Annotated in this window: 20 protein-coding genes and 1 pseudogene; 6 read left to right on the forward strand and 15 right to left on the reverse strand. The window is 29.1% G+C overall.

Features of this window, described 5'->3' with window-relative positions:
• Positions 1-3: 3 nt before the first annotated feature.
• From QO263_RS13060 to QO263_RS13085, 6 genes are all read right to left on the reverse strand, one after another.
• Positions 4-1,575 carry a recombinase family protein gene (locus tag QO263_RS13060; protein ID WP_285622243.1) on the reverse strand — a complete coding sequence of 524 codons (1,572 nt, stop codon included), beginning with the start codon at positions 1,573-1,575 and terminating at the stop codon, positions 4-6.
• A gap of 89 nt (positions 1,576-1,664) precedes the next feature.
• A complete protein-coding gene (locus QO263_RS13065; RefSeq protein WP_285622246.1) occupies positions 1,665-1,796 on the reverse strand; it encodes a hypothetical protein in 132 nt (43 codons plus the stop codon).
• Between the two features lie 253 nt (positions 1,797-2,049).
• The gene (locus QO263_RS13070; RefSeq protein ID WP_285622248.1) at positions 2,050-2,619 is read right to left on the reverse strand and encodes a type III toxin-antitoxin system ToxN/AbiQ family toxin; all 570 of its coding nucleotides are present in this window, start codon (positions 2,617-2,619) and stop codon (positions 2,050-2,052) included.
• Between the two features lie 286 nt (positions 2,620-2,905).
• Positions 2,906-3,625: a DUF6710 family protein gene (locus tag QO263_RS13075; RefSeq protein ID WP_285622251.1), complete on the reverse strand. Its 720-nt coding sequence runs from the start codon at positions 3,623-3,625 to the stop codon at positions 2,906-2,908.
• Between the two features lie 2 nt (positions 3,626-3,627).
• Positions 3,628-3,969 (reverse strand): hypothetical protein, encoded by a 342-nt coding sequence (locus QO263_RS13080; protein ID WP_285622253.1) that lies wholly within the window; start codon positions 3,967-3,969, stop codon positions 3,628-3,630.
• A 1,085-nt stretch (positions 3,970-5,054) separates the two neighbouring features.
• Positions 5,055-5,261, reverse strand: a complete 207-nt coding sequence (locus QO263_RS13085; RefSeq protein WP_285622255.1) for a helix-turn-helix transcriptional regulator — start codon at positions 5,259-5,261, stop codon at positions 5,055-5,057.
• Positions 5,262-5,429: 168 nt separating this feature from the next.
• Here QO263_RS13085 and QO263_RS13090 point away from each other — a divergent pair, with 168 nt between their 5' ends.
• From QO263_RS13090 to QO263_RS13115, 6 genes are all read left to right on the forward strand, one after another.
• Positions 5,430-5,810 carry a helix-turn-helix domain-containing protein gene (locus tag QO263_RS13090; protein WP_285622256.1) on the forward strand — a complete coding sequence of 127 codons (381 nt, stop codon included), beginning with the start codon at positions 5,430-5,432 and terminating at the stop codon, positions 5,808-5,810.
• Positions 5,811-6,015: 205 nt separating this feature from the next.
• Positions 6,016-7,293 (forward strand): nuclease-related domain-containing protein, encoded by a 1,278-nt coding sequence (locus tag QO263_RS13095; RefSeq protein WP_285622258.1) that lies wholly within the window; start codon positions 6,016-6,018, stop codon positions 7,291-7,293.
• 67 nt (positions 7,294-7,360) lie between these two features.
• Complete coding sequence (locus QO263_RS13100; protein WP_285622260.1) at positions 7,361-8,293, forward strand: hypothetical protein; 933 nt, start codon at positions 7,361-7,363, stop codon at positions 8,291-8,293.
• Between the two features lie 583 nt (positions 8,294-8,876).
• Entirely contained in the window at positions 8,877-9,179 is a 303-nt protein-coding gene (locus tag QO263_RS13105; RefSeq protein ID WP_285622263.1) for a hypothetical protein, read from the forward strand.
• 132 nt (positions 9,180-9,311) lie between these two features.
• Positions 9,312-12,470: an ATP-binding protein gene (locus tag QO263_RS13110; RefSeq protein ID WP_285622266.1), complete on the forward strand. Its 3,159-nt coding sequence runs from the start codon at positions 9,312-9,314 to the stop codon at positions 12,468-12,470.
• Between the two features lie 18 nt (positions 12,471-12,488).
• Complete coding sequence (locus QO263_RS13115) at positions 12,489-14,444, forward strand: response regulator receiver domain (RefSeq protein WP_285622268.1); 1,956 nt, start codon at positions 12,489-12,491, stop codon at positions 14,442-14,444.
• Between the two features lie 78 nt (positions 14,445-14,522).
• Here the strand turns inward: QO263_RS13115 and QO263_RS13120 are convergent, their stop codons facing one another.
• The 9 genes and pseudogenes from QO263_RS13120 to QO263_RS13155 form a co-directional block, all read right to left on the reverse strand.
• Complete coding sequence (locus tag QO263_RS13120) at positions 14,523-15,629, reverse strand: DNA cytosine methyltransferase (RefSeq protein ID WP_285622271.1); 1,107 nt, start codon at positions 15,627-15,629, stop codon at positions 14,523-14,525.
• A gap of 346 nt (positions 15,630-15,975) precedes the next feature.
• The gene (locus QO263_RS13125; protein ID WP_285622273.1) at positions 15,976-16,320 is read right to left on the reverse strand and encodes a hypothetical protein; all 345 of its coding nucleotides are present in this window, start codon (positions 16,318-16,320) and stop codon (positions 15,976-15,978) included.
• Between the two features lie 292 nt (positions 16,321-16,612).
• On the reverse strand, positions 16,613-16,900 hold the full coding sequence (locus tag QO263_RS19155) for a hypothetical protein (RefSeq protein ID WP_502928719.1): 288 nt from the start codon (positions 16,898-16,900) through the stop codon (positions 16,613-16,615).
• A gap of 132 nt (positions 16,901-17,032) precedes the next feature.
• Positions 17,033-17,800 carry an IS21-like element helper ATPase IstB gene (gene istB, locus QO263_RS13130; RefSeq protein WP_285622276.1) on the reverse strand — a complete coding sequence of 256 codons (768 nt, stop codon included), beginning with the start codon at positions 17,798-17,800 and terminating at the stop codon, positions 17,033-17,035.
• Positions 17,790-18,203 carry a hypothetical protein gene (locus QO263_RS13135; protein WP_285622278.1) on the reverse strand — a complete coding sequence of 138 codons (414 nt, stop codon included), beginning with the start codon at positions 18,201-18,203 and terminating at the stop codon, positions 17,790-17,792. Before QO263_RS13135 ends, istB begins: the two co-directional genes overlap by 11 nt.
• A complete protein-coding gene (istA, locus tag QO263_RS13140; RefSeq protein ID WP_285622280.1) occupies positions 18,160-19,350 on the reverse strand; it encodes an IS21 family transposase in 1,191 nt (396 codons plus the stop codon). The genes QO263_RS13135 and istA overlap by 44 nt, the downstream gene beginning before the upstream one ends.
• Before the next feature lie 300 nt (positions 19,351-19,650).
• A pseudogene (locus QO263_RS13145) lies at positions 19,651-19,932 on the reverse strand (sigma-70 family RNA polymerase sigma factor); the annotation flags it as partial.
• 103 nt (positions 19,933-20,035) lie between these two features.
• Complete coding sequence (locus QO263_RS13150) at positions 20,036-20,272, reverse strand: hypothetical protein (protein WP_285622282.1); 237 nt, start codon at positions 20,270-20,272, stop codon at positions 20,036-20,038.
• Positions 20,273-20,322: 50 nt separating this feature from the next.
• Positions 20,323-21,522: a DUF6932 family protein gene (locus QO263_RS13155; protein WP_285622285.1), complete on the reverse strand. Its 1,200-nt coding sequence runs from the start codon at positions 21,520-21,522 to the stop codon at positions 20,323-20,325.
• Positions 21,523-21,532 lie beyond the last annotated feature (10 nt).

A 21,532-nucleotide genomic window follows, 5' to 3' on the forward strand; every position in this document is an offset into this window, starting at 1 on the left:
TTATTAAAATAACCAGTGTACTTTTATTATTTGCTCGTCAGTTACCTTATTTCTTTCCCCAATTTCTATATAGTCGATAAGATCATTCACCATTTCATGGGTTAGGTTATTAAAATCTTTATACTTCCTTATTGTTTTGATCCACTCGTCTATATTATCTGCTTTATTACTTATCTCTTTAATTTGCATATTAATATATTCACTTTTTTGCTCATAAACTCCTTTTTCTAGCATGAACTTTTTATTAAAATCAATAAATACTTCTTCTGAAATTATTCCTTTGAACTTATCAACGTATAGAGACTCTAATATCTGGGTTTGTTCTTGCAAATACATGTTCACTCTATTTAACTCTTTCTTGAAAACTTTTATCTTGTTATTAATCTCACTTTCTGCATGTAAAATACTAGCAGCATTATCTTCGTCTAAGTAAACATTTATATATTCTTTTATCTTCTTTGAAACAGCATCCTCAAGATTATCAAGTTTAATATAATGAGATGTACACATTTTATTCTCTTTTGGAGTCTTTAAATATAGTTTGCATCTTAAAAAAGGGTATTCACCTCTATCTTTGGAAGTTACGCCTTTTTGCATAGTTCCTCCGCAATCCAAGCATTTTACTTTAGTAGCAAATATATGTGCTTTACCTTTTTTAGTGCTTTTTTGTCTAGATTTAAAGCGTCTTTGTACTTCTAAAAAAACTTCTTCTTGAATAATTGCTTCATGTGTATTTTTCACAATAATCCATTTTTGTTTTGGAATTTGAATATATTTTTTTGATTTATAACTTATTTTTTTGATTTTTCCCTGAGTCATATGTCCAGCATATAATTGATTTTGAAGTATTCTTCTAACGGTGAGTCTATTCCATAGTATACTGCAGTTTAGAGTTTTTTTATAATTTAATCCTGACTTTCTTTTATAGAATGTTGGATTAGGTATTTGTCTAGTGTTCAACTCTTGTGTTATTTTTTGAATTCCAAAGCCTTCTAAATACCAGTTATATATTTGCCTTACAATTTCAGCAGCTTCTTCATCCATTACGAGTTTATTATTATCAGCTGGATCTTTAGTATATCCATAAGCTGCAAAGGAACCAATAAATTTGCCTAATTTTCTTTTTACATCTAGAGCAGCTTTTACATTTTCCGAAATATCCTCACAAAACCATTCATTAGTCAATCCCATGATTTGTCTTTGTTTTTTATTTCCCTTGTTAGAAGTGTCAGCATTATCTACTAAACCAATAAACCTAATATTCCACTCTATAAATTTATTGTGCAAATATTTTTCTACTGCTTCCATTTCCCTAGTAAATCTCGATTGGCTTTTGCATATAACAACATTAAACTTTCCATCCTCTGCATCTTTCAAAAGCCTATTCCATTCTGGTCTATCAGCATCTAGTCCTGACCAGTCGTCATCAGAATACACATCATATATTTCCCAATTATTTGCCAAAACATATCCTTCTAAAAGTGCCTTTTGATTTTGAATACTTTCCGATACCTCAGAAATGTCAACCTTATTCTTATCTTCTTCTGAAAGTCTACAGTATAGAGCAGCCTTCAATTTTAATTATACCTCCTATTCGTAAACTTATGGGAGATATAACCACCTACTTTATTCTAACCTAATTATAGCAAAATAGGTAGCTATAATCAATTAATTAGTTTAGGCTCTTCCTTTTTCTTTATAAGTTTTATGATTATTTCGTTAAATTTTATTTTTCTTTTTTTATCATCATTGTTTTGAAAGTTTTCTTCTAATATTATTTTTGTATTTTCACTCATCAACAACCCTCCTCTATTAACAAAATTATCATTAAAGCCATTATTCTTGTCTCAATATTAATTTAAAATAACTTCTTACTGATTAATAATATATGATTGTAAAAGCTTGTATGATTACCTAATTAAGCATGTTCAATAGATATATCAGCAGGTTAATTTTATAGTTTTTTTCTTTACTAACTTTTCTCTAAATAAGCCAACAAAAAAAGATAGCCAACAAAGCTATCCTAATTTATATATGTTCCTATTAATTCTATCTTTCCATTTCATAATTATCTTCGTCTTTAATTTTTTTTTCAATATCCATATTCTCTTCTCTGACAGCAGCTACTTCTCTTGCAGTATCTAGATAAACCTGATATTCTAAACATTTTTCTTCTAACAGCCTGAAGTTGCAGCAGTTTTTCATAAGCATTTTATCATATCCAGAATTATAACGTTTATATGTATATTTGGCCTTAGATATAATTTTATCTCTAATAATATTACAATATTTAAATTCCTCCAGCAATAATCTTCTGTACTTATATTCTTCCTTAGAAAAATCTTTTATCTTTATTTCTGCCTCAGGAATTGGAAACATAAAACTAAATCTTATACTACTAACTGCTTCCCCATTAGAATTATTTATTATAATGTTTGTTTTCTGTTGTTCTTTAAATGATGAAATTGGTGCAAAATAATTAAAGCCATCTATTGAAAAAATAACACCACATACAAATTTATTATGTGTATTATAGTCTATATTAGGTATTTTGGGTTCAAATAGTTTCAAATAATTTATGTATTGTTGTGAAACCTCGTAAAACATTAACTTGTCCATATATCCTCCTAAATAGAAAGCGGCTAGAATTTTACTTCTAGCCGCTTTCAGAATTACAAGTCGCTCTTACTGTGGCGAAACACACTGTATAAACAAGTCGCTCTTGCTGTGGCGAAACACATTGCATAAATAAGTCGCTCTTACTGTGGCGAAACACACTGTATTATAATACTTACTGGTATAATGCACTACTTTTAAAGCTTCCCACTTATTGGTAGGGGTACACCACTTTTAATATTGTCTTATTAACATTATACCCATTATTAACTATTTTAACAAGAGTAAGTTAACTGTTAATCTTATATTTCAACTTTGCTATCTCATATAAAATTCCTATACGAAAATCAAATAAATCTGATATCTTGTTATTGTTGTGGCTATTGTACCAATATACTCCATCTGTATGTAAATGTTCAAAAAATTTGCTAGTATCACAATATACAGCTTCAATAAAGCCCTTTTTATATCCAATACCTGAAGAAATAGAATGAGTTCCATTATATACGTAACATACATCAATATGAGAAAAATAGTTCGCTAAATGATTAGAACTATGATATTCAAAATCATTTTTGAAAATGTTTTTAATACTTTTTCTTAACCTTTCTCTATGCCAAGGTAAAACTAATACACAATCTTTAGACAAGTCGACTTTTACCATATTATCTTTACTTCTTTCAGATGTGCAACTAAAAGCATTTCCTTCCTCGTCAAAATAGTGAACTGGAAAAGGATCACATCTCAGTTTATCAGCAATTTCTTCATTATATAAAATAGTAGTTAACATATCTGTCTTTAAATCTTCTCTGACAACACTTAAAATATAGTCTAATATAATGATTTGATCTGTTTCATCCTTTTCATATTCTAATACCTCACGAACAAAAAACATTGTGTCATTAAACTCAAGTTTCGGAAATGGTCTGCCATATCTGCTATTGCTTTGGGCAATAGTATCTAAAAATCTTTTTTGCTTAAAAATTTTTGCGAAGAAACCTTTAATCATTTTCACTCATCCTCGATATCTAAATTTTCTCTTAGCAAATTGAGAACATTATAATAAATTCTACCTTGAAAAAAGTCCTCATAGTGCATTAGACTTCTCAATTCATTACATACTCTCATATATTTTCCTTCCATAAAAGCCTTTTTAGCAGCTACTAACCCTGTTATATATATAGCATGAAATGATATATTTTTTCTTTTTTCATATCTCTTAGAAGGCTTGTACTTCAATAACCTTCTATAAAAAACATATAGAGCCTCTTTAGCTTGTTGGTTTATTTCCTCTCCTTGATCATTAAACCAGTTAGCATAAGGTTTTAATATTGCAATTAATTCTTTGCTCAAATCCTCACCTCCATTATATAGAAACTATCTCATAGAAACAATATCAGTTTATAATAGCAACAAATATCTAGAGCTATTCACTGTTAACATGAATATTTACCATTGAAAATAGAAAAAGATAGCCAATAAGAGCTATCTTCAAAATAGAATCTATTAAATTTATTTTTTCATTTCCCAATCATCTTCACTTTTTCTTTCTTTTTCAATATCCACTTCTCCATCTTTAGTAGTAGCTACTTTTCCTGCTGATTCTAAGTAGTATTGATATTCTAAGCATTTTTCTTTTTGTAACTTAAAGTTGCAGCTATTTAAGATAATATTGGTAAATTCCCTTATACTTTTCTCTGCATTTTGTTAATATTTTATATACTCCTTATCAACGTCAAACAAACTAAGTTTTTTCATAAATCACCTCAAAATACAGAGATAGCAGGGTTTCCCCTGCTATATATCATAGTTTAGCTCTTGTGAAGTAGCGAAGCACTCAACATCATTTTAGATATACTATATTCCCTATTGTAAAGCAGAGAATTTTTTCTTTTAGCTTTGATAGTTTCCTATCTTAAATATTATTATACTTATATTGGTAGACTATGTCAAATAAAACGGTCTTTATAATGATAATAAAGAATTCATAATCCAATATAACCTTTTTATTATCACTACAAGTATATATTTAAAGACATTACAAACTATGGATAGCTAGTCCATATCATGATGCCAAAATGCCGTTTCACCAAACACCTTAGCACCCCACCCTCTCAGCTGGCTAAAAAGAAGTATCATTATATCTCCTGTAATGTTATCGCAAGTTGGCCGAGCTACAGCCAATTTAAAGTCAAGACTTATCGCTCATCACCTTCGATACTATCGGTTCGGCACTCATTTCAAAGTGCAGGCAGTCTTGGCGGTCTTACTTAAGTTGCTTTCCCTCATCAGGCTTACAGGAGAACGTATCTGTAATGTCGAATATTCAATTGCCAAGGTTCTAATGCTTAAACTGCTATTGTACTGCTTGTACTACTTGTATTTTTATATATTTAAATACGTAGAGCTGATAATGCTCTGCATAGATAAATCAACTTTTATTCTTTCACTTTATTTATATTATGGAAAATATCATCATTACTATATTTAAGAATATTTTTGATTTTCATTGCTACAGATAAAGAGGGATTTTTATTTCCTAATTCAATATTCGTATATGTAGCTCTATTAATTTCAATGAGCTTTGCAATCTCTTTCTGAGTAAGATTTTTAGATATTCTTATTTTCCTAAGCTTTTCTCTCATGTTTTCAATTTCTCCTTAATATTGTGTATTAAAGAAACTTTATAATTAAATTATAGTTCCCTTTAGGCACATTGTCAAGCGTTTTTTATTATAAAAGTTCATTTTTGACACTATTGTTTATAATAGAAACTCTTTAATATATAATTTAATCATTAAGGAGAGGATAGCATGAAGTTCGGACAACGCTTAAAATGTCTTAGAGATAAAAATAAAGTTACACAAGATGAATTAGCTAAACATTTAGGAGTTGGTAGACCTACCATTGCTGGATATGAAACTAAAGGAAAGCAACCTAGCTTTGAAATCCTAGAAAAGATGGCTGATTTTTTTAGCGTGTCTACAGATTATCTTCTTGGAAGAACTGATATTAAACAACCTATTCAGAATACTAGCAAAGACAAATTATCTTCTGATGAAATCTCTGAAGAGATACGTAACCTATCTCCCGAAAGTCAAGAAGAACTAAAAAAACTAATAGAACTTTATAAGCTTAGAGATATGCAAAAACGTAATACTGAACTATCTGATGAATTAACCTCTACAGAATAAATAGGGTTATTGAAAAAGAAAAGCTTAAGCTAATTGATGAACTAAAAGGTACTTAAACTGGACAAGCCGTGAATTTAACAAAAGCAAATAAAAATATTATTCCGTCAGGAATATATTTTTTTAACCCTCTTGGGGAAAATGTTGTATATTATGGGATATGTTTGTAGAATGTTGTCGAAAAGTGTAAAATGACGGGAGTGATTAGATGGCAAAAATGTTTCCACCTTCGATAAAGGGTTATGAGGAAGAACACTATAGCGAAATAGAAGTATATATGTTTCTTAAATATATGCTTCCAGATGATTATTATGTTTTCTGGAATATGAGAGTAGATAATAATTACCCTGATTTTATAATAGTAGAACCCACACTTGGACTTCTAGTATTAGAAGTAAAAGATTGGGCTTTGGAAACTATATACTCATCAAATGCTAAATACTTCTATTTCAAACCTAACAATAATTCTAAGTTGAATCCTTTGGAACAAGCAACTAGATATAAAAACAAAATAGAAAACGTTCTTAAAGCTGAAGAAAATCTGCTTCAAAATGATGGTATCTACAAAGGTAATCTTAAGTTTTGCCGGGCTTGTGGTGTTGTCTTTACTAATATTGAAAAATTATCATTTTTGAATAGCAGCCATAAAGATTCAATAGATCAAACACTTATACTTTTTAAAGATGAGATTAAAGATATAGAAAATAGAAAAGATATAGGTTTATTAAGAAAAAAGTTTGAAGATATGTTTATTCCTGAAAATAGTTTCTGCTTTGAGCCATTATTCCAAAAAGACATGGATATAATCAAAAAAATAATATACAAAGAATCTGTACCCTGTAATGAGGATGAATTTATATTAGATAGAGATAGTGACAGTATCTCCCCCCAACATGAAGAAACTATAAGTAGTTATGAACTATCTTCAAGTTCTAATAAACCTAATGTTAAAAAGAAGAATCAACTTAAATATACTAGTTCTAAAAAATACTGGACCTTTAAGAAGACAATTCTAGTACTCATAATAAGTATTATTGTTATATCTCCAGCTTTGAAAAGACTCTTCCACCTTCCTTATAATTTCCCTAAGGTATTTGCTAGTTTTGTTGAAAACTTCATTGACAAAAGAACAGAAGCTTTTAGTCAGAATCAAGAAAATAATGATATAGATAATCAACCACTAATGATTTTTAAGGTTGGTAGTCATCCAGGAGCAAAAGGTACTTTTATACTTATAAAAGATGGAAAGAAATATTTAACTAGTAAAATCTTTACAGAAGGTTCTACTATCGAATTCTATGAAGATAAAAAAATTATTATTAATGATGCTAAATCAGACAAGAAAGAGTTTATTATAGAAAATGATGTAATTGATTTAGAAGTTGGAAATACTTATACGAAAATTTATTTGAATGGTGAGGAATATAAGTTTGTGAAGAATTTTAAATTTGATTTTATGAATAAAAAAATTGTTAAATTAAAATAAGCACACAATTATCAGCACTATGACTAATTTATATATAAATTTTAATTTTATAAGGAGGAGACATTAAATGGGCAAAAGTACTGCAAAGCAAATTCATAAAATTTCAGGACTAATAAGTGAACTTAAAAACCCTTCTATTTTACTGGGCGTATTATATGGAATATGTTTTCTAATAATGCTCCCTATTCAATTAAGTAAAACTAGTAGTGTTGGAAATTTATTTTTAGCAATTTTGTATTCAATAATTCCTATACTAATAGTTCATTTTTTATTAAACTTTCTTTATTATCTCGTAATTTCTATACCACTAATAATGTCAATTGTCATTGCCTCAATAGGTCTATTCATTTGGTTGTTTGCTCCTTTACAGGGAGTAATTTTGGACACAATCTTAAATGTTATTAATCTTGCTTTATTAACATTAGGTGATGACATATTTAACGTTAGCGGCAGCTTGAATTATTATATTGAATTTGTATCAAGATTGGGTCAGACTCTAATAACTATAGGTGGAGGCTTGTGGTGGTTAGTTAAAAAAGCAAAAGATATAAACTACGTTGCATTATACGCATATATAATATTTTTAAGCTTTTTGCTAATTCTTTCTGGAATAATACAGCCGTCTTATACTATCATATTTCTTATACTATGGGCTACCTTAGCTATTAAAGTTAAAGAAAACGATAGCCTGCCTGATTTGAAATTATTATTTAAGATAGTTGCAAATATTTCTATTTTCGTAGCAATATTCAGAACGCAACTAATTACTGTTTCTAATTTAAGTTCCATAAGTAATTTACTTAGTATAAATAGAAAAACTTTTTTTAATTCCAATGGTTATAATTATTTCGTCTTTATATACAGCTCAATTATTTTCTTATTAACTACATTTGGCATATGGAAGCCAAATATAATATTAACTAAAATGCCTAGCAAAATGAAAAAAATAGTTGAATATATAAAAGGATTGGCAGTTAAATATTTCTTTTTTAAAATTTAAGGTTTTATTGAAACTCTAAAATATGTGAAGAGATTTAGAGTTGATTTTGTTAACTTTAGTTAGGCTTTTAAAATTGCCTAACTAAAGTTTATTAAGAAAAAGTTTGAAGATATGTTATTTCTGAAAATAGTTTCTGCTTTGAGCCACTTTCTTCAGAAGATATGTTCACTATAAAAAAAGTTCTATATAGAGAATCAGAGTTTAGAGAGCAAGTAGCTATTTCAAATAACGATAATAATAAAAATACTTACAATGAAATATATAGATCCAAATGAAAGACCACTAGTCTCAAGACACCTATATGCCCAGGTTTTTTAAAAAATGCAAAAAAAGGTTTTAATCGTAATAGCTATCGCGAACCTACTTTTAAGAGGGTAATGATAGTACTGGTTATTTTTATTGTTATTACGAGCATATCTTTAAACGTTCTCTATCAGCTCCCAACTAATTCTTTAATTATTCTCTATAAGATCCCTAATAATTTTGAAATATCTTTGCTAGCATTAGTGAGAACATTATTAATAAAAGTCTAGGAATTCTAAATCATAGTCAGGCAAATGAACAAATCAATCTCCAACCCATAATGACTTTTAAAGTTGGTAGCCGCCCAGGAGCAAGGGGTACTTTTATACTCATCAAAGATGGAAAAAGATATTTTACTAGAAAAATATATACAGAAGGCTCTATTATTGAATTTTATGAAGATAAAAAGATTATTATTAATGATGTTAAGGCTGACATTGAAGAATTCATAGCAGAAAATGATGTGATTGATTTAGAAGTTGGAAATTCTTATACGAAAATCTATTTGGGTGGTGAGAAATATAAGTTTGTGAAGAATTTTAAATTTGATTTTATGAATAAATATATTATAAGGAAGGAATAAAGCATTATTTATTGAAATTAATTATTTATTAAGATGTTTAAGGATATCTATCTATAATATAAGTAAAATATTTTTTGAATTCTGTATTTTTATAATTAGCTTTTTACTTAATATACTAAGGAGGGAATATTATTGGGAAGCTTTAAGACTAAAGCCCGTGCTGTAGAATTATTGGGTAGAAAACAGATTAGAGATGGGGTAACTGCATTAGGTGAACTAATGAAAAATTCTTATGATGCAGATGCAGAATGGATAAGAACAGAATTTGTTACAAAAGTAGACAATCCATATATTATTATTTGTGATGAAGGAGATGGAATGGATAAAGACATTATTAATAATAATTGGCTTGTCCTTGGTACTGATTCAAAAAAATCTAGAAGTAATAGCAGAACAAGAAAAAACCGCACTTTAATGGGTGAAAAAGGTATTGGTAGATTAGCTGCAGCTAGATTAGGTGAGCAAATGTTAATGCTTACACGTACTTCTAATTCTGAGTGGAATATGGTTTACATTAATTGGAATATATTTGAAAATCCTAAGTTATATATAGAAGAAATTACTATCCCTTCTATTTTTGAAATAAGCTTTGAATATTTAAAAAGCAATTTTTCATCAATAATTGAGAATTTCAAGAAAGAGCAAAGTAATAACCTTAAGTTACAAGGATGGAAACTTGAAAGTGAAAATTTAAAATCTGGAAGAGATCGTCAGATTTTTGACTTGTATAATAGAATTGAAAACCAAATACATAACTTTGATGTATCTTATAATCATCTTTTGACTTTGTGCTCAATAATAGAAAATGGTAAAAAGCAAGGCACAATTATTTTAATACAGGATATTATTGAAGATTGGGATAGATATCTTAATCCTAATATTCCACAAAAAGACCGGGAACAAGATTTTGTTGCAAACAAAAATTATGTTAGATTTGCTTCCTTTGTTTCAAACTTTAGTAATGCCGATAATCCTTTTAATGTTGAAATAGTATACAACAAGAAACCTTTAGTTTTTAACTCTGACTATACTGAAGAAGATTACAATATTTATGACTTGAAAATAGAAGGCAAAGTTAGAAATGGCAAATTTTACGGTAATATAATGGCGAGGAATGCTGATAGTAAAATATTAGAAGATTGTAACAATGAACTCACCAAAGGAATAGAAGTTACTGCAGGTATTCAAGACTGGAAAAAATATGATTGCGGACCATATAAACTTAAAATGTGTCATGTAGAACTATCTTCTAGTAATAGTGGACTGACGGATGAAGAATATTCAATGATAACTCAAAAAATGCAAATAGCTGGCGGACTTAGCGTGTTTAGGGATAATGTAAGAATTCTTCCTTATGGAGAACCAGAAAATGATTTTCTCAATTTAGAAGCAAGAAGAAGCAAGCATGCTGGTAATTATCTTTTTAGTCATAGAAATATGTTTGGTAAGATTGATATTAACTCCGCTGATAATCCTAATCTAGAAGATAAGTCAAGTAGAGAAGGCTTGATAGAAAATGAATATTTTTATTACTTTACTAAAACATTAGAAAACCTATTAATAAATATATCATTAGATTATCTTTCAAATGCTAGAAAAGACTCTAAAGGTTTAAGAAATACCTATATAGAAAATAATACAAAAGCAATGCAAGATAAAATAAAAGAACAGGAAACTATTAAACAAGAAAGACAACTAGCTAAAGAACACTTAATAAGTTTGGAGACTAAATTAAAAGAGTATCCGTTAAAATTAAAATTTCTTGAAGATGAAATTTATAAATATATTGAAGAGTGGAAATTCAAAGCAGAAGTTGCACAAGTAAATGATGGATATGAAAAGCTTTCCAAACAACTTGAAGAGTTCAGAAAACTAACAGCTAGTAAGAAAAATGATATTGATAATCTCCAACATACATATATAATTTCATTGTCCCAAAGATTTAAAGATTCTTATGATGATAAATTAACTAGTAGAGTATTAACTTATAACAAAGAACTTGCTGATACTATTAAAAACCTAACTAGTAAATTAGGGATGGCTTCCCATGAAATTGAACAAGTATTTTTAAAATTAATACATGATTGGAATGATATAGCTTCAGACAATCTTTTGGATAATCCAATAGATTTCATAAATATTATACTAGAGAAAATTAAGGATATAGATAATTCTATTAACAGTACAATAAAAGAACTTAATTCAGACATTGACATAAAAAGGCAGCATATTCTTTCAGAGATAGAGCCTATTAGTAATATCTTCGAAAAAGTAAATAAGGTCAGTCATGAATTGAAAAGTTATCTAAATAATAGTGAATTAAGCTTATTAATCAATCAAACTAATACTTCAAAAAATGAACTGATTAGTCTCATTAGCTTACCTCCTCATGAAATCAGGAGCCATGCAACACGCATTATACATAGCATAGATGAAGTAGAAAAAAAAAATTACGATTTATTGCTATATACTAGGCTAAAAATAGAAAATGAATTTAATGGATTACTTACGGAAATTCAGCCTTTACTATCTTTTTTAGGTAATACAGCTGGAAATGATTCACTTGATTATTTGCTCGGATCTCTAAAGCTGGAAAATGCACAGTTACAAACAGAACTTGAGTTAATAAACGACTTAGCAAACCTTGGACTAGCATCTGAAGTAGTAAATCATGAATTTAATCAATTATTTACTAACGTTAATGATTCAATTAAGCATCTAAAACGTTTAAATATGTCACAAGGAGCTTTATACTGGCTTAAACAAATTGAGGTAGGATTTAGGGCTATTTCAGATAGACAAAGTCAGCTATCGCCCATGTATAGAAGTTATAACCTACCAAAGCGACCGATAAAATTAAATTATATGTTGGCAGATTTAAAGAACTTTTTTGCATCAACTCTTGAAAGATACAAAATTGATCTAATAATTGATGTTGATGAAGAAATAGAGCTAGTACTATCTCAATCAAAGATTTACCCCGTTTTATCAAACCTAATTCATAATTCTATTTATTGGGTTATAGATAGAGATGCTAAACAAATACTTTTTCACTATAATGAACTTGAAAGCACACTCTATATCGAAGATTCTGGCATAGGAATAAGTAAAAGTACTGGTGAAAAAATCTTTAGTCCTTTTTTTACCAAGAAACCTGGTGGTAGGGGTCTTGGTTTAACTATAGCAAAAAAAGTACTTGAATCACAAAACCATAAAATAGACATTGTTTATGATTCCCCTGAAAAAAGGTTAAGTGGAGCATGTTTTAAAATAGTATTTAATTTAGATTAAAGAAAGGATGTTGATGCTATGAGTACTGTTGTTAAGTCTTTATCTAATAAACAAGCTGAAAGAAAAATAAAAGATTTTTTAAGCAAAGTACTTTACATTGATGATGAATTTTCGCTATCATTAGTTAATAAAGAGAATCAATCTAATCCGAGTGAAGATGTTAATTCCAACGATGAAGAAAGTTATTATGCTGCTTTAAGTGAAGCTTGTCAAACTCAACAACATACTTCTGCAGCAATTGATGTATATACTCCTATTAGTGAAATACACGAATCTATGGAAGATACTAGTTATGTAGATGAATCGAATTTAGAATTATTATTAGAGAATTTACAACAAAATTATAAAAATATAATAATTTTTCCCTATAAATATAATAGTCATACAAAAACAAAAGATCTAGTTGAACACATTCAATGCTCTAATTTCACTATCATTGATTGGCAACTGAAACCAGGGTTAACAGCAGTAAATGTCTTAAAAGATGTTATTTGTACTGAAGATCAGATGAGACTTATTGTGGTATATACTCAAAATTTTAATGAAGCTGAAAATGATTTTAAAGATAACTTTGATGATATGATTTTTTATGATGGAAAAACAGAATCTAATAAAAATTATAAGTATACAATCCATAATTCTTCACTTATTATGCTATGTTCAAAAGTATCTACTGATTCTTTTGATATTGAAGAAATAATTGATACATTTGCTTCGCTACTAGTAGAACAATACGGATATTTTCCTGTTGTATTTTTTGATACCATATTAGAACTTAATAAAAAAACTGGTAAGCTTCTTAAAAAGTTTTCTCAGCCTTTTGAAACATTACTAATTTTACAAAGTCAGTCACAAGGATATAATTACAATGATTTGCCAAAGGAATTAACATCACTAATAACTAATCATATTAATGAAGAAATTGTTGTTAATGAAAATATTATCAACGCAATTTATAGTTCTATTAACAACAATATACATAAACTACAAGAGTTAGATAAATCAACTCTAGATAAAAAGATAAAAGAAGTAATTGCATTGTTAGAAAAAAAACACAAAAAAGAAAAAGAGTATAAACATAATCTTGAAGCATTGTCACAGATTGATGTAAGTTTATTTAAAGAATGCATTAATATTATTGATTTATCTCCAGCTAAGTGGGAAGAATCTTTAAATTTAATAGTAACTAAAATCTCTGATGACTTTATTACAAAACGGATTATGATATACATAAATAAACTGGAATTATTAAATAAAATAGATTCTCCAGATAAAGAATCTATTATTAAAGAATTAATTGATAATACAGATAAAGTCATAAAAAATGAATATGTCAAATGGCTCAAGGAAGTCTTACCTATTTTATTTACTATGTTATCTAATGATAATATTACTAATTCTATAAGCCAGCTAATTGGTACCCTTAAGCTTACTAGCTACGAAAATAATGACTTAACTAATTTATCTGATCTTATTATTTTTAAAGATAATAATAAAATTATCCTCGAAGAAACTAAAGTAAATCTTAAAAATTTTTTTCATAGTGGTGATATTATTATAGATTGTAATGAAATCAATATGAAAAATGACACTTATTTACTGTGTATAACTCCTCCTTGCGATGTTTTTAGGCCAGAAAGAGTTGACTTTAAATTGAATTTTATAAAAGGAAAAGTGCATTCAGATATACCTGAACGTAAGCATTTAAGAGAGAATCAGCATGTTACTATAATACCTGATCATAGAACGAAAAAATTAGTACCAATTGTTTGGAACTTTTATGATATCCAAATATTTGATTTAAAGTGTAAGGAAGAAATAAATAGATTGATAACCTGTAAAAGACCTTATAGATTAAATAATAATTATATACGACAGATTATTGGTAAATATATAGCTTTCTATTCGCGTGTTGGTGTTGATGAGATATTTATTAAGAATTCACAAAGCTATGGTAATATATTCATAGGATAGAACAGGATAATTTAAAATATCTATATTGCATAAAATATACATAAAAAAACGAGTCAATCTCAACTTCTGACTCGTTTTTTAAATTATACGAAGTTCCTCACCTAATCTTATGAAATAGTCACCGCTAGCTTTCGCTAAGTTTACTGGTACTGCATTACCAATCTGTAAGGATATTTCAGTCTTATTTCCTTCAAAAACAAACTTATCATCAAAGCATTGTAATCTGGCTGCTTCACGAGCAGAAATAGCTCTATCTTGTTCGGGATGACCAAATCTTCCTTTTGAATAGGATAAACATCCTCCAGTAAGAGTAGGTGCTGGCTTATCCCAGTCCATTATTCCATATACATCTCCATATCCTACAGCTTTTTTCTTATGACAATTAAGTTGAAGTTCTTCTGGCAAAGAATTTCTACTACCCCCGTGATTTCTTATCCATTTAATCCTCTCTAGATTTATTTTGCTTAATCCAGCACTAAAATGATTCGGGATATTATCATTTATACTACCTGCATCTAATTTAGGCAAGTCAGATATTGTCTGTCTTACAGTCTTCCAAGATTCTAACTTATCATTATTGACTAGATTTTTACTTGAGGTATGGGTCTTTTCAGGAAATTCGAGTTCGATTTTTTTCTTTATCATTTTCTTATATATATCAAGTCTTACCCCATGCAAAACTAGTCTTTTTCTTATTTGAGGCACTCCATAATCAGCAGCATTTAATGTATCATATATTATTTCATAACCATATTCCCTTAATTCTTTAACTACCTTTTTGAAGATTTTGCTCTCCTTTTTCATTCCTGGTACGTTCTCCATTAAAATAAATAGTGGCCTCAGTTCGTATACCAATCTTGCAAATTCAAAAACTAAAAGATTTCTCTCATCTTTTTCACCTTTTTTATTTCTCTGTTGTGATGAAAATCCTTGGCAAGGTGGACATCCCGCTAATAAAAATAGTTGTCCTTTTCTCAATCCTATGTTATTCAATATTTCTTTCCCTTTAACATTTTTTATATCTTTTTCTATAACAGAACCTTTTAGGTTTTTTCTATATGTACTTGCAGCTATGTTCCAAATCTCAACTGCAGTTTTAACCTCAATGCCAGAATCAATCAAACCACATGACAAACCTCCAGCGCCAGAAAATAAATCAATAGCTACTCTTGGCTTTTTCTTCACATAACTTCCCCCTTTATATAGCAAAATCATAGAAACTTATATAATTCATAACTAGCGTTTTTGATTATGGTATAATACATCTGAACACCCTTAGCAGCATTATTATAGTTCTACTATATTTATTAACTTCCTTGTTAAATTAAATCAGGAAAAAACTTTGGACTCACGAATCCCAAAGTTCTAAATATCAATATGTACCGTAGTTTATGTAGTTTTTAGAGCTTTTATATAGTATTAGTACGTGTAATTTGCACGTGTCAATTATACCATACTAAACAATTCCTATCAATATATAAGAAACTCTAGATTCTCCATTAGAAAGCATCCTACGAACTATACAAAACAACTACATAGTAAAACCTTTATATCTTATGTCAGCATCAATATCTAATTTAATATCATGGATTGAATTATATATACAGACTTTTAAGTATGCTACAGTGTTTCTTATTTTCTTCTCTCTACTAGCTTCTTTAAATTTATTTACAGCGTGTTCTATTACAAAAAAGTCTAGTTTTTCCATATCCTCCTCGACTATTTCCGCGGGAATTATATTATCACCTATATTTATTCTTCTATTCTTTTCAATATCCAAAAATAGTAGTTTTATAGCATGCGCAGTTGCATCTCTATATTTTTCTTCTATGGCATAGAGTTCACACTTATTTATAGTTTTCTTATATTTATCCATAAATTGAATTGGTATATTTGTAGGCCTGTCAGTCTTTACATTTTCATTTAATTTTATATTCTTTAGATCTGTAGACTGACAGATAGACTGATTATTAAAACTTAGATCTATTAAAATATTAGAATTATTAGGAGTGTTTTCTGTACTATCTAAAACATTGAAACTATCAGTAAAAACATGATTTAGGGTTTGTCCTTTTTTAGGATAACTCTTTACGTCATACTTTTCCTCTCCAAGTATTTCTTTTTCAAATTCTTCTAAGATAATTTCCTCTCTTTCTTCTGATCCTGTTTTAGGAATATCCTCTAAATTCTTCTTCTGACTGAATTCTGGTTCCTTCTCTATCCTTCCAATTCCTGATTTTTTTTAATTTGTTTAAAGGTACTAAATCATTTAAAATATATATATTTCTGTTACAAGCACCTTTTTCTATATCTACAAGACCACACTCATAAGCTAATTTTAATAACCTGTAAAACCTATTTCTTGAAACATTAAAAGCTTGAAAAAGAGATTCATTATTTTTAAATATTAGGCTATTTTCAATCTCTCCCTCATAATTTCTTCTATCTATATGAATATTGCCTTCGAATTAGACCACTAATATACACTTTTAGACCGTTGAATGCCACATAATAGACCACTCAGTGTCAACTCAAGACCAAAGCGTCTAGAGAGCCCCCATTATGGGACTCTCTTTTAATTTACATTGTTAAAATTGGTTTGTTCTTTGATAGTTAATACCATGTCTCTCTCGCATAGAGACTTCCCCATCTATGAGTATCTGATAAGAATCATGTACAATACGGTCAAGTATTGCATCGGCTATCTGGACATTCTCAATCTTTGAATGCCAGCCTTCTGGAGCGTACTGGGAACAAAATATTGTTGATGTATTCTTTAATCTAGCTTCAATGATTTCGAATACATGTATAGCTTCTTCTTGAGATAATGCTGTAAGCAACCATTCATCACGAATTAATAACTCTATCTTCTTGTATTTAGAAACAATCTTGCGGTAACTTTCATTTGCGGCATATTTAGCTGCTGTTAACTCATCAATTAGCTCTGGTAATCTAATGTATTTAACCTTAAAAAACTGACGACATGCTTGTACACCAAATGCATTTGAAATCCATGTTTTACCGTTACCTGATGCTCCCATCAAAATAATATTATGATTTTCACGTACATAATTACATGTTCCTAGTTCAAGAATTAACTGTTTATCTAAATGGCGATCAGGATGATATTCAATATCCTCAATAGAAGCTGTTTGATCATTAAATGTGGCTTGTTTGATCAATCTCTTTAACTTATTAGATTGACGACGAGAATATTCATAATCGACAAGCAGATTAAAGCGTTGATCAAATGATATATCTTCAAAATCTGAATTTCTTGTTTGTTCTTCATAAAGTTCAACCATACCACTTAAGTGCATTTCGGCTAATTTACGTAAAGTTTCTTTATTCCTCATTTTTTACACCTCCAAAATACTTAGCACCTCTGACAAAGCCATAATCAGTATTTGTTTTAGCCTCATTTAAAGTTCCATTTTCTTTTGCCTTTTGACTATCTTTCATGCATTTTAATATTGTTTTGAGAACAGATAAGGTTGGTGCCTGTGAAATTGTCATTAAGGTTTCACAGCTTTTTTCAATGAGTTCATCTGAATAATATTTAGTTAGGTTTTTAAAAGATAGTAAAATAGTTAACGCCTTTTTCTCAACGTGATTATCTAAAATGTATTCAACGAATTTTTCAGTACTTTGGCCTATTGTATTGGCCCAATTTCTAATTTGATCTGGGGTATGTTCAAGATATTGTCTGTGATTATCAGGCATATGATTGGGATTGGTTGAATGTTGAATATTGACCAATTTCTCCTAAAAGTATTTTATGTGATGCAATTCTCATATCTTTGAAGTATACTTCAATTAAGTCCTTAGTAATTCTAACATCAACTTGACTTTGGACATACTCATAAGGAACGTAATAATACATGCGGTTCACTTGGATATGGTAGTTTAATTGAACCTTTGCAGTTCTCCATTTCGATAGCTGGTAACGTGGGTAACGAAGGAGGATAAGTTTAGTTTTTTCCTCTTCGCTAAACACACTTCTTCTTGAACCATCTCTTTTTTGGAAAGGTTCGTCATTTAATTTATCTACTTCTTCTAGGATTTTTGTATTTAAATCAACGAGACTAAAACATTGATAATATCTCAATGAAGCTATGATTTGTCTGGAAATATATCCAACGCTACCTTCAACGCTTGGCTTATCTTTAGGTGATTTTACCCGTGCTGGGACAATCGTTGCTCCATAATAATTAGCTAGCTCACGATAAGCTTCATTCAAAATAGATTCTCCTCTGACAGCCTTATTCACACCTGTCTTTAAGTTATCAGGAACTAAAACCTCAGCTACTCCATTGAAATATTCAAATGCATGAATATGAGCAATCAACCAGCTTTGTGATGTCATATTAAAAAATCCTTCAGCATAAAATAATTGACTATGCGGTAATGTTGCTACAAACACATAGACAGTTGGTTTCTCACCTGTACTTCGATCTTTAATAGACAAGGTATCTCCTGCCCAGTCAACTTCCATAATTTCACCTGGTTTGTGCCTAGTGGGCATGGTTAACTTATACTTCTTTGCGTATACTCCATAATGCCTACAAAATGTCCTATAGGCATAAGGGATCTTGTTACTATCTCTAGCAATTTGAGAATATTCACGATGAAGTAATTTTAATGTTATATTTTTCTTTTGTAGTTCACGATGTACCTCCTCCCAATCTATAGGGAAATATCCTTTTGCTATAGCTTGTTTTCCAGGAAACAAAAACCCTTCCAACCATTGATTGGTCATATCATCAGTCAATTCAACTAAGCCTAATTGCTTAGCCTTTTTAATTACATCTGATACAGTTTGTCTTGAATGACTGACGCTGGAACTAATGGTCCTTTGGGTTGTTTCCTTGAAATGCAACTCAAGTATTCTACGATATTGCATCATAAAAACCTCCTATATAATTTAGTCATGCAGTCAGCATGCACCTTAATTACATAGGAGGTCTTGAATAAATGGTCTATTGATTGCATTTGTTGGTCTATTATATGGCAACTGATGGTCTGAAAGTAGACATTGCTGGTCTAATTTAGAAGCAATACTCATCTCATTTGGGGATCAATTAGAAAATCCATCAATTATTATACGCTTACCTTTGAAAGCATAGACTTACTTTCATAACTTACAACAAAAAAACAGGTGTATCATCACCTGTCCCTGTATTTTTATCAATTTGCTCAAAAATACTTACATCAATGCCTTATTTAATTTCTTTATAGCTCTTTTTTCTATTCTAGACACATATGACCTTGATATGCCTAGCATCTTAGCTATTTCTCTTTGGGTTTTACAGCCACCATTTACTAAACCATACCTAAGCTGAATTATAATTTTTTCTCTATCCTTAAGCACTTTATTCATCTTGCAGTACAGTTTTTTAACTTGTATTTTTAAATCTACTTCATCTATTACCTCATCTGGCTCCGTTCCTAAAATGTCAATTAATTACAGTTCATTGCCATCAACATCTTATTGGCATTTTATGCAAACTATTTTGTGTATAGGATTCCATCAACTTATTATATTAAGTAATGAATAAAAGTATATAGTAAATCTCTTGGATTAGGCTACATTATACGTCATTAAATTTTTTATCTAGCTTTTTTATTCCTGCTATATAAATTTCATATGCATTTTTATATTCTCTCATCAAATATGTCAGTCTTTCCTTCGGGCTATAATAAATAACTTCAAAATCATCAGTGTATTGAGCAAAGTATATGAATAAATCATCAAATTCTTCATCAGTAGGTTGACATCCCAATATACTCAGCTCAAAATGAAAAATATTGTTATATTCTTGATACATTTTTTTATTTGTTCCCTACTAATCCCCAACAACTCAGACGTTCAATTCTATCATTTTATTTCTTTATATAGATTGAAAGTAACTTCATTAAGAGATATATGTTTAGACATTATTTCATTCATATTTTCCAGAAAAATATTATCAATATTTTCTTTAATAACACTACTCATATTATACAGTGGAAATATTGAATTCTGAAATTTAAAATAATCCATGCAACTAGCATAGTTATAATTCCATTCTATAATACTACTATTTCCATTTTTAAATCCTGTTTTATATGCTATTCCAAGCAATGGACTACTTTTAATTTCCTTGGGTATTTTTTCTGAAATAATATTCTTATCAGAACTATCTTTTAAATTAATAATTAAATCAACTTTTCTTTCTTCTATTTCTTGAACCCAATCAAAATCACTTGATAATACTGCTTTCGATAAAATAATTTTATCAAATGACGCTTTCACAAATTTAACCTCGTCTTTTAAATACTTTCCTAACAAAAATGTTCCTAATCCATCTGCAAAAACACTTATATCTGTTTCATACATATAATATAAATGGGTTATCCAATTACTAAATTGTTCATATTCATTAAGTATATTTTTTCCTGTATATACATATGGGGCAAAAGTCCACCCAGCTGCGCTAACTACTGGAGATATCTCATAATTAAATAAAAAATATTCGTTCAAATTCATAATAGATACCAATACTTTACTTTCCTTAACTCCTCTTATAACATGCCTATTTATGTATGCATCTCTAGCTTTTAATAAATTCTCCAAACTATAATAATCTTCATAATCATTCCAAGTTGATTTGTCTTTTTCCTCGTCCAATACTATTTCAACCATACCAACCTCTATATCATATTTATCTTTAGAAAATAAATTAAGAAATGAATATATTGAATCTTTACTAGATTCTGCAATAACTAATACATCGATCTCACACCCTTCAACACAAAGTAACTCGTTAGATCTTATAGTGCAACATTTTTCATTAGGAAGTACTATCATACAATCCAAATCACTTGGTTCTTCTTTAGAAGTAATGAATGAACCTCCAATGATTATACTCTTAGCACCTCTACTTAAACCAAAAGCAAACAGTTGCTCTAATACTTCTTTATATTTACTACGAATAGTTTTTTCTCCATAACAAAATCTATCTATAAACTCACTAGAATTGCATTGGTGTATTCCTTTATTTAGAGTTCCTCTTTCATTAAACTGTGGTATAGACATTTTTACCCTC

Origin of the sequence: Proteiniborus sp. MB09-C3, from assembly GCF_030263895.1 — a bacterium.
In the GTDB taxonomy this organism is placed as follows: domain Bacteria; phylum Bacillota; class Clostridia; order Tissierellales; family Proteiniboraceae; genus Proteiniborus.